Raw genomic sequence first — 9,622 nt, 5'->3', positions numbered from 1 at the left:
CACCGACCCCGATGCCACCCTGACGCTGCCGAGGGTGTCGTCCGCCCGCCCGGACAACAGTCGCGTCGCCACCCCCGACGAGGTCGTCGTGGGTGTGGGCAGTGTCCGGTTCGGCACCTGGCGGCAGGGCGCGGACCACGGCCTGGTCCTGTTCAACGCCCCGCCGGCCGAGTCCGACGAGCGTGGCGTGGCCGTGGCCCGGCAGGGCAGCGCGGTGGTCGTCGTGGAGCGGGACCGCACCCGGCAGAGTGACCTGCGACGTCTGGTGGAGCGGCTGCGCGCCGCCGGGGTCACCCCGCTGGGCTTCGTGCTCACCCGAAACGGCCGGGCCTGAGCGTGTCGGTGACCCGCGCCCCGGCGACCGAACCACCACCCGGAGGCGCTCCGCAGGAGCCCGTGCCGGTGCCGCCGTCCGCGCCGCCGCAACTGCCGCTCTGGCCGCTGTCGATGATGTTCGGTCTGGTGCCGCTCTGGTGGCTGTTCGGTGCGTTCTACCTCGGCTGGCCGCTGCTGGGTGCATTGCTGTTCGCGTTGCTGCTCACGCGGGGGCGCGTGCCGCTGCCGCCGGCGGCCGGCATCTGGCTGCTCTTCCTCGCCATCGTGGTGGTCAGCGCCACCCAGTTGTCGTCGCCCGCCTCGCTGCTCACGTTCGCCCTGCGGCTTGCCTTCTACCTGACCGCGCTGGTGGTCGGCGTCTACGTCTACGCGGCCGCCCGGGAACGCGCCAGCCTGGTGGCGGTGCTCACCCCGCTCTGCGCGTTCTGGTTCGGGCTGGTGGCGCTGGGCTGGCTCGGGGTGCTGGTGCCCCGGCTGGCCATGACGACCCCGATGGAGGTGCTGCTGCCCGGCGGGGTGGCCGGCACCCCGTTCATCCAGGACATGGTGCACCTCACCACCGCTGAGTACAGTGCCCGTTCGCTCAACCCGATCTATCGGCCGGCCGCGCCGTTCGCATACACCAACAACTACGGCAGCGCGTACGCGATGACCCTGCCCTGCGTGGTGGCCTTCGCGATGCTGCGCCGGCACGGGCTGCTGCGCTGGGCGCTGCTGGCGTCGCTGCCGCTGTCGCTGGCGCCGGCGTTCCTCACCCTCAACCGGGCGATGTTCCTCAGCCTCGGTGCCGGGCTGGCCGTGCTGGGGGTGCGGGCCAGCCTGCGCGGCAACGTCCGGGTGGCCGCGTCCATCGTCGGGGTCGTGGTGATCGGCGGGTTGGCCACGTTGTTCATCCCGATCACCGAGCTGATCAGCAGGCGGGTCGACTCCAGCGACACCAACACCGACCGCCTCTCGCTCTACAGCGAGGTGATCCGCCGGGTGCAGGAGTCTCCCTGGTTGGGCTACGGCGCACCGGTGAACGTCGACACCGTGTCGGCGGCTGCGCCGATCGGCACCCAGGGGCAGCTGTGGATGGTGCTGTTCAGCCACGGCGTACCCGCGCTCATCTGTTTCCTGGCGTGGTTCGTCGCCGCGGCGGTGATCTGCGCGCGGGCGACGTCGGCGGCCGGGCAGTGGCTGGCGGTGGTGCCGGTGGTCTGCCTCGTGCAGGTCCCGTTCTACGGCATGGCGAACCAGAACCTGGCGGTCGCGTTCTTCGCGGTGGCCTTCGCGATGGCGCTCACCGAACGCGAACGACTGACCCGGCTGGCCGGGTCGTCGCCGCCCGCGCGGACCGCGCCGGTGCCCGCGTGACCGCCGCGACCCGACCGTCGGCCGGTGCCAACGAGGGCCGGCCGACGCCCGCCCCCGCCGAGGATCAGGCCGCGCCGTCGGCGGCCGGGGACGGCGGCTCGGCCGAGACCCGCCGCAGCGCGCGTAGCGGCGTGGCCGGACTGCTCGGCGCGGCCACCAGCGGCTTGTTCGGGTTCGTGCTGGCGGTCGTGATCACCCGGGGTTACGGCCCCGCGGGCGCGGGCGCGTTCTTCGCCGCGATCGGGGTGGTCACCGTGGCCACCGCGATCTGCACGCTCGGCGCGGAGACCGGTCTGATGTGGGCCCTGCCCCGCCGCAGCGCCGGTGTGCGCGGCGACGCCGCCCGGGTGCTCCCGGTGGCGCTGATCCCGCCGCTGCTGACCGGGCTGCTGGTCGCCGGCGTGGGCGTGCTGGCCGCCGACGCGCTCGCGCCCCGGCTGCTGGGCGGCGGCTCCGGCGCGAGCGGCGAGGCGCTGCTCACCGTCACGTTCGCCGCGGTGCCGGTGGTGGTCGCGATGACCCTGCTGCTGGCCACGCTGCGCTGCGTGCGGCCCATCCGGGCGTACGTCGGGGTGCAGTTCCTGCTTCTGCCGGTCGCCCGCCCGGTGCTGGTCGGCGGGGCCGCTTTGGCGGGTGGTGGCCTGCTCGCCGGCATGACCGGCTGGTTGGTGCCGGCGGCGTTGGCGCTGCTGGCCTGTCTCACCCTCGTCGCCGGCCCGCTCGGGCTGGGCCGGGGCGCGGCGCTGCGTCCGCACCGCACCGACTGGTCCACGTTCTGGCGCTTCGCGCTGCCCCGGGCTGCCTCGGCGGCCATCGACGCCGGCAGCATGTGGGTGGGTGTACTGCTCACCTCGGTGCTGGCCGGGCCGGCGGACGCCGGTGTGTTCGGCGCCGTCGGGCGGTACGTGCTGGCCGGTCAGCTGGCCATGCAGGGGCTGCGGGTGGCGGTGTCGCCGCAGCTGTCCCGGTTGCTCGGGCGGGGCGAGCGGGCCGCGGCGGCGGCCGTGCACCGGCAGTTGACCACCTGGGGGCTGGTGCTCTCCTGGCCCGTGTACCTGCTGCTGGCGGTCTTCGCGCTGGCCTTCCTCCAGCTGTTCGGGCCGGAGTTCACCGCCGGTGTGCCGGCGATGACGGTGCTCGCGCTGGCGATGCTGGTCAACACCGGAGTGGGCAACGTGCAGAGCCTGCTCCTGATGGGCGGGCGCAGCGGGCTGCACCTGGTCGCCACCGTGGCCGGGTTGACGATGACCGTTTCGCTGGGTCTCTTGCTGATCCCCCAGCACGGCGCGACGGGCGCGGCGGTGGCCTGGGCGGCCGGCATCGCCACCGAGAACCTCACCGCCGCCGGATTCGCCCGGTCGGTGGTTCGGGAGCCGCTGTTCGACGCCGCGATGGTGCGTGCCGCGGCGGCCACGATCGCCGGTGTGGGCCTGGCCGCCGGGGCCGGCGTGCTGGTGGGCGGTCGCGGCCTGCCCGGCCTGGCGGTGGCCTTGGCGGTGCTGCTGACCGGCTGCGTCGGCATGTTGACGTTGCCCCGGGTGCGCGCCGGCATCCGGGGGACCATGAGGCAGATCCGTGGAGGGGACAACGCGGCCACGGTCGCCGAGCCCACCTCGGCATCGACGAGAGGCAGGTGAGGTTCGTCGTGGTGTCCATCCGTGACCGGGTCAAGCAGTTGGTTCCGACCCAGGTGACCACCCGGGTGAAGGAGTCGCTCGTCGACTACGGCGTTCGCACCAGCGACCGCCGGCCGCTGCCGGACTTCCTGATCATCGGGACCAAACGGGGTGGCACCACCTCCCTGTGGAACTACCTGATCCAGCACCCGTTGGTGCCCCGGCTCTTCCCCGCGTGGAACACGAAGTCGGCGCACTACTTCGAGGAGCACTGGGGTCGCGGCGAAGCCTGGTACCGCTCGCACTTCCCGACCGAGCGGCAGCGCGAGGCCCTGGCCAAGCGGCACGGCGGCCCGGTCCGGGTCGGTGAGGCGGCCCCGCTGTACATGTTCCACCCGCTCGCCGCGCAGCGGGTCGCCGCGCTGATGCCGACGGTGAAGCTCATCGTGCTGCTGCGGGACCCGGTGGAGCGGGCGTACTCGCACTGGAAGGAACGCCGCACCCACGGCATCGAACCACTGGACTTCGCCGCCGCCCTCGCTGCCGAGCCGGAACGCACGGCGGGGGAGCGGGAGCGGTTGATCGCCGAGCCGGAGTCGTTCAGTGAGCCGTACGACTGGTACACGTACCGGGCCCGGGGGCGTTACCTGGAGCACCTGGAGCCGTGGCTGGAGCGCTTCGCCCGGGAGCAGATCCTCTTCCTGCCCAGCGAGGACCTGTACCGCGACTCGCGGGCGACCTACCGACGCACCCTGGACTTCCTCGGTCTGCCGGCGTACGACCTGCCCAACTTCAAGGTCTACAACGATCGGCGCTCGGCACCGCTGGAGCCGAGCGTGCGCGCTGAGCTGACCGACTACTACCGGCCGTACAACGACGCGTTGCGTCAACGGCTCGGGCTGGACCTCGACTGGGCGGACCGGGCGGCGTGACGACAGGGGTGGGCCCGGCCCCCGACCCGCGTTCGCGGGTGGACGGTCTGGGTTGGGTGAGCCGCGCGGTCTTCCCGGACGACCGGGTCGGCCTGACCGTGGCCGGCGCCCCGCCGGCCGGTCACCAGGCGGTGGCCCGGTACGCGGTGGTGCCGTCGATCGCCCGGGCCCGGTTCCTGGTGCCGTTGGGCGCGCCCCGGGCCGGGGCGGCGTCCCTGTTGGCGTACAACGCCCTGCGGCCACCGAAGGTGCGCGCACTGCGGGCGGTGCTCGGTGGGCTGGCCCGGTTCGGTCGGGTGGGGCTCGCGCCCTTTCCCACGTTGACCGTCTCGGTGCCGGCCGGGGTGCCGGCCGCGGAGTTGCTGCTGAGCGAGCGGCTCTCCGCCGACCTGGGTGCCACGCCGCTGCTGGCCGCGTTCGGGGTCCGCCCACCCGACCCGAACGGCAAGCCCACCCTGCAACTCTTCACTGCCGACGGGCGTCCGCGTGGCTACGCGAAGATCGGCTGGAACGACGCGACCCGCGCGCTGGTCAGCGCGGAGGCGGCGGCGCTGCGGGCGTTGCGCGAGGTGGTGGGCGTCGCCGACCATCCGACGCCGCCGCGGCTGCTCACCGAGACGTCGTGGGCGGGCCAGGTGGTCGCGGTGATCGAGCCGTTGCCCCCGGCGGTACGCGGTGTGCCGGTGGACGACCCGCCCCGGATCGCGGCGCTGCTCGCGGTCGCCCGGCGGGGCGGCCCGGCGGGCACACCTCGACCGCTGGCCGACTCGACCTTCCTGCGCCGGCTGGCCGATCAGGCCGGCCGGGCCGCCGCGACCGAGCCGGCCGGTGCGCGGGCGGTCGCCGCGGTCTCGGCGTTGGCCCGCCGGCATGGCGACACCAGGGTCGAGTTCGGTCACTGGCATGGTGACTGGGTGCCGTGGAACCTGGGCTGGCACGCCGGCCGGTTGGTCGCCTGGGACTGGGAGCACAGCGGTCCGGACGTGCCGGTCGGCTTCGACCTGGCGCACGACGCGTTCCAGCGGGCCCTCGTGCTGCGCGGGGAGCCGGCCGCCGCCGCCGCGGTGGCCGTGGACGGATATCTGAGCCGGCACGGCGAGCGGCTCGGCCTCGACGCCGCGCAGCGCCGGCTCGTGGCCGACGCGTACCTGGTGGAGATGTGGTTGCGGACGTGGCGGTTGGCCGACGCGGGCGCGGGCTGGAACGCCGCCCTGCATCCCGCACTCCTGGACGTCATCGAGAAAAGACATAGCGGCTGATCTGGAGGAATCGCGGCGGCGGCGGTGCGCCGCAGAGTGACGACATAATCGCAGGTGGTGATGACTATCGATGGACCTCGGACGTTCGGTGCGCCGCACCGCCCGCTGTGGAGATCGTCATCTCGGCCGGTCGCGCTATTCAACGACCGGGAAACGTGTGATCTGCTTCTGCCTGGCGTGAACTGAAATTCCAAGCGAACTTGTGGGGAGTCGCGTGGACACGAACAACGACGACAGTGGGGCGCCGGTGCTGCTGCTGGTCGGCTCCAGCGGCGGCCATCTGGCCCAACTACTGGCCCTGCGGCCCTGGTACGAACAGTGGCGGCGCTGCTGGGTCACCTTCGACACCCCGGAGGCGGTGTCGCTGCTGGCCGGCGAGGACCTGGTGCCGGCGCACCACCCGACCACGCGCAACGTGCCGAACCTGCTGCGCAACGCGCTGCTGGCCTGGCAGGTGCTGCGGGCCCGGCGGGTCGCCGCCGTGGTCACCACCGGAGCCGGGGTCGCGGTGCCGTTCGTGGTGCTGGCCCGGCTGCGGCGCATCCCGACCGTCTACATCGAGGTGTACGACCGGATCGACACCCCGACGTTGACCGCTCGGCTCTGCCGGCCGTTCCTGTCCGCGATGCTCGTGCAGTGGGATGAGCAGCGCCGGCAGTACCCCGAGGCGACTGTCGTCGGGACGCTGCTGTGACCGGGGAGACGGGCACCGCCCGGCGTCCGCAACCCCGGCCGGCCACCGAGGCGGCACGCCTGCCGCGCCAGCGCGACAGCTCGGCGGTCGCCCAGCTCCGACTGCTGGTCGCGGTGGGCACCGACAAGCACCCCTTCGACCGGCTCGTCGACTGGTTGGCGCAGTGGCACGCGCAGGCCGCCGGCCCGATCGGGCTGACCGTGCAGCACGGGCACACCACCGCGCCCCAGCTGAGCGGCGCGGTGCCGTTCCTCGGCCACGACGCGTTGCAACAGGCGATGATCGATGCCGACCTGGTGGTCTGCCATGGTGGCCCGGCGACCATTCTGGAGGCCCGCCGGCACGGCCACCTGCCGATCGTGGTGCCCCGCGATCCGGCTCGCGGTGAGCACGTCGACAACCACCAGCTCCTCTTCGCCCGCCGGCTCGGCGCCGCCGGGCTGGTGGCGCTGTGCGAGACCCGGGAGGCCCTGCACGACGCGTTGGCCGCCGGGGTGGCCGACCCGTCCCGGTACGCGGTGGCCGCCGACCCGGAGGCACACGAGGCACGACGGGCGGCGGTGGCCCGGGTCGGGCAGATCGTCGACGACCTGGTGGCCCGTTCGATCCCGCGCCCACCCCGGCGGCGGGCCTGGTCCCGGCCGCGCCCGGGTACGAAGGAGATTCGATGACCCAGCAGCCGACCGTCAGCGTCGTGGTGCCCACCCGGGACCGCCCCGAGCTGCTGCGGGCCGCGGTGCGCGCGATCCTGGCACAGGACTACCCGGGCCTGATCGAGGTCGTCGTGGTGTTCGACCAGTCCGCGCCGGACGAGTCGCTGACCGAGCTGGGGAGCGGCCCGGCCCGCGTGGTGCGGGTGATCCGCAACGCCCGTACCCCCGGGTTGGCCGGTGCGCGCAACAGCGGCACCCTCGCGGCCGAGGGTGAGCTGGTCGCGTTCTGCGACGACGACGACGAGTGGTTGCCCGCCAAGCTGGCCGCCCAGGTCGACGCGCTGGCCGGCGATCCGGCCGCTGAATTCGTCTGCTGCGGCATCCGGGTCAACTACGACGGGCACACCGTCGACCGGGTGCTCGACAAGGACCGGATCACCCTGGACGACCTGCTGCGCGACCGGATGACGGAGCTGCACCCGTCGACCTTCCTCATCCGCGCCACCGCGCTGCGCAACGGGTTCGGGCTGGTCGACGAGGAGATCCCGGGCAGCTACGCGGAGGACTACGAGTTCCTGCTGCGGGCCGCGCGCAGCGCGCCGCTGATCAACCTGCGGACGCCGTCGGTGCTGGTCCGCTGGCACAAGCGCTCGTACTTCGCGCAGCGGTGGGACACCATCTCCGAGGCGTTGCAGTGGTTGCTCCAGCGTTACCCGGAGTTCGCCAGTCAACCGGCCGGCGAGGCCCGTGTCGCCGGGCAGATCGCCTTCGCCCAGGCCGCCTCCGGCGACCGCCGGGGCGCGCTGCGCTGGGCCCGGCGCACCCTGCGGAGCAACCCCCGCGAGCCACGCGCCTACCTGGCCCTCGCCGTCGCCGGTCGGGTGGTCCGGGCCGACGCGGTGCTGCGCACCCTGCACAAGCGCGGTCGGGGGATCTGAGCCGCCGCCGCCGAGCGTCGCATTGGCGGGTGCAGAGCAAAGGACGTCCAGTTCAGCGGGCGGCGGCGTCCGCTGGGCGGGACGCGACGGGGAGCGCGCCGCGCCGGTGGCCCCCCGTGACAGACTGACCGCTGTGTTGCGCTGGTTGACTGCAGGTGAATCGCACGGTCCCGCCCTCGTCGCGATGTTGGAGGGGGTGCCGGCCGGCATTGAGGTGACCACCACCGAGATCGCCGACGAGCTGGCCCGTCGACGGCTGGGCTACGGGCGGGGTGCCCGGATGTCGTTCGAGCGGGACGAGGTCGAGCTGCTCGGCGGCCTGCGGCACGGCGTGACCCTGGGCAGCCCGGTGGCGATCCGGGTCGGCAACTCCGAGTGGCCGAAGTGGCAGACCGTGATGGCCGCCGACCCGGTCGACCCCGACGAGCTGGCCCGGCAGGCCCGTAACGCCCCGCTGACCCGTCCCCGGCCGGGCCACGCGGACCTGGCCGGCATGCAGAAGTACGGCCACACCGACGCCCGGCCGATCCTGGAACGCGCCAGCGCCCGGGAGACCGCCGCCCGGGTGGCCGTCGGCACGGTCGCCAAGGCGCTCATCCGTCAGGCGCTCGGCATCGAGATCGTCTCGCACGTCGTCGAGCTGGGCCCGGTGGCCGCGAAGCCCGGGCTGCGTCCCACGCCGTCCGACACGGCCCGGATCGACGCCGACCCGCTGCGCTGCCTCGACCCGGAGGCCAGCGCCCTGATGGTCGCCGAGGTCGATGCCGCGAAGAAGGCCGCCGACACCCTCGGCGGCGTGGTCGAGGTGCTGGCGTACGGGGTGCCACCGGGGCTGGGCAGCCACGTGCAGTGGGACCGCAAGCTCGACGCCCGGCTGGCCACCGCGCTGATGTCCATTCAGGCGATCAAGGGCGTGGAGATCGGCGATGGCTGGCAGCAGGCCCGTTCCCGCGGCTCCGAGGCGCACGACGAGATCATTCCGTCGGCCACCGGCGTCCGTCGGGTCACCGACCGGGCCGGCGGGCTGGAGGGTGGCATCACCACCGGCGAGCCGCTGCGGGTCCGCGCCGCGATGAAGCCGATCTCCTCGCTGAACCGGGCGCTGGCCACCGTGGACGTCACCACCGGCGAGCCGGCCACCGCGATCAACCAGCGCTCCGACGTCTGCGCGGTGCCCGCCGCGGCGGTGGTCGCCGAGGCGATGGTGGCGCTGGTGCTGGCCGAGGCGGCCACCGAGAAGTTCGGCGGCGACTCGATCGCCGAGATCCGCCGCAACCTGGCCGGGTACCTCGACGCGCTGGTCATCCGCTGATGGCACCGGTCGTCGTGCTGGTCGGCGCGCCCGGCTGCGGCAAGACCACCGTCGGGCGGGCGCTCGCCGCCACCCTCGGTGTGGAGTTCCGCGACACCGACACCGACATCGAGCAGATGGCCGGGAAGCCGATCCCGGAGATCTTCATCGACGAGGGTGAGGCGCACTTCCGTACCCTGGAACGGGCCGCCGTGGCCGCGGCGCTGGCCGGCGGCACGGGTGTGCTCGCCCTTGGCGGCGGCGCGGTGCTGGCCGAGGAGACCCGGGCGGCCCTGATCGGGCACCGGGTGGTGCACCTCTCGGTCGAGTTGCCCGACGCGGTGCGGCGGGTCGGGCTCGGCGCCGGCCGGCCGCTGCTGGCGATCAACCCACGGGCCACCCTCAAGCACCTGCTGGACCAGCGCCGGCCGCTCTACGCCGAGGTCGCCACCGAGACGGTGGTCACCGACGGCCGGGCCCCGGCGCAGGTCGTCGCCGAGGTCGCCGCCCTGCTCCCGCGCTGACGTCAGCCCCCGCCCCCCCGCGC

Annotated in this window: 9 protein-coding genes and 1 pseudogene; all 10 read left to right on the top strand. The window is 73.9% G+C overall.

Annotation, left to right across the window (positions count from 1 at the left end; genetic code table 11):
- Nucleotides 1–334, top strand: a pseudogene (locus tag DLJ58_RS24225) (CpsD/CapB family tyrosine-protein kinase); the annotation flags it as partial.
- A 62-nt stretch (nucleotides 335–396) separates the two neighbouring features.
- Nucleotides 397–1,692 carry an O-antigen ligase family protein gene (locus DLJ58_RS24220; RefSeq protein ID WP_244219107.1) on the top strand — a complete coding sequence of 432 codons (1,296 nt, stop codon included), beginning with the start codon at nucleotides 397–399 and terminating at the stop codon, nucleotides 1,690–1,692.
- On the top strand, nucleotides 1,689–3,329 hold the full coding sequence (locus DLJ58_RS24215; RefSeq protein WP_124859585.1) for a lipopolysaccharide biosynthesis protein: 1,641 nt from the start codon (nucleotides 1,689–1,691) through the stop codon (nucleotides 3,327–3,329). The genes DLJ58_RS24220 and DLJ58_RS24215 overlap by 4 nt, the downstream gene beginning before the upstream one ends.
- Before the next feature lie 8 nt (nucleotides 3,330–3,337).
- Nucleotides 3,338–4,240 carry a sulfotransferase domain-containing protein gene (locus DLJ58_RS24210; protein ID WP_112668645.1) on the top strand — a complete coding sequence of 301 codons (903 nt, stop codon included), beginning with the start codon at nucleotides 3,338–3,340 and terminating at the stop codon, nucleotides 4,238–4,240.
- Nucleotides 4,237–5,499 (top strand): phosphotransferase, encoded by a 1,263-nt coding sequence (locus DLJ58_RS24205; RefSeq protein WP_124859583.1) that lies wholly within the window; start codon nucleotides 4,237–4,239, stop codon nucleotides 5,497–5,499. The genes DLJ58_RS24210 and DLJ58_RS24205 overlap by 4 nt, the downstream gene beginning before the upstream one ends.
- A 214-nt stretch (nucleotides 5,500–5,713) precedes the next feature.
- On the top strand, nucleotides 5,714–6,193 hold the full coding sequence (locus tag DLJ58_RS24200; RefSeq protein ID WP_091401878.1) for a glycosyltransferase family 28 protein: 480 nt from the start codon (nucleotides 5,714–5,716) through the stop codon (nucleotides 6,191–6,193).
- A complete protein-coding gene (locus DLJ58_RS24195; protein ID WP_124859581.1) occupies nucleotides 6,190–6,864 on the top strand; it encodes a glycosyltransferase in 675 nt (224 codons plus the stop codon). The genes DLJ58_RS24200 and DLJ58_RS24195 overlap by 4 nt, the downstream gene beginning before the upstream one ends.
- Nucleotides 6,861–7,784: a glycosyltransferase family 2 protein gene (locus tag DLJ58_RS24190; RefSeq protein WP_124859579.1), complete on the top strand. Its 924-nt coding sequence runs from the start codon at nucleotides 6,861–6,863 to the stop codon at nucleotides 7,782–7,784. The genes DLJ58_RS24195 and DLJ58_RS24190 overlap by 4 nt, the downstream gene beginning before the upstream one ends.
- Nucleotides 7,785–7,917: 133 nt before the next feature.
- Nucleotides 7,918–9,096, top strand: a complete 1,179-nt coding sequence (aroC, locus tag DLJ58_RS24185; RefSeq protein WP_091401884.1) for a chorismate synthase — start codon at nucleotides 7,918–7,920, stop codon at nucleotides 9,094–9,096.
- Nucleotides 9,096–9,599: a shikimate kinase gene (locus DLJ58_RS24180; protein ID WP_091401886.1), complete on the top strand. Its 504-nt coding sequence runs from the start codon at nucleotides 9,096–9,098 to the stop codon at nucleotides 9,597–9,599. Before aroC ends, DLJ58_RS24180 begins: the two co-directional genes overlap by 1 nt.
- Nucleotides 9,600–9,622 lie beyond the last annotated feature (23 nt).

It is taken from the genome of Micromonospora arida (assembly GCF_003857035.1).
Classification (GTDB): Bacteria; Actinomycetota; Actinomycetes; order Mycobacteriales; family Micromonosporaceae; genus Micromonospora; species Micromonospora arida.
The sequence above is the reverse complement of the archived record's forward strand: the minus strand, read 5'-3'. Positions and strand labels throughout refer to the sequence as shown.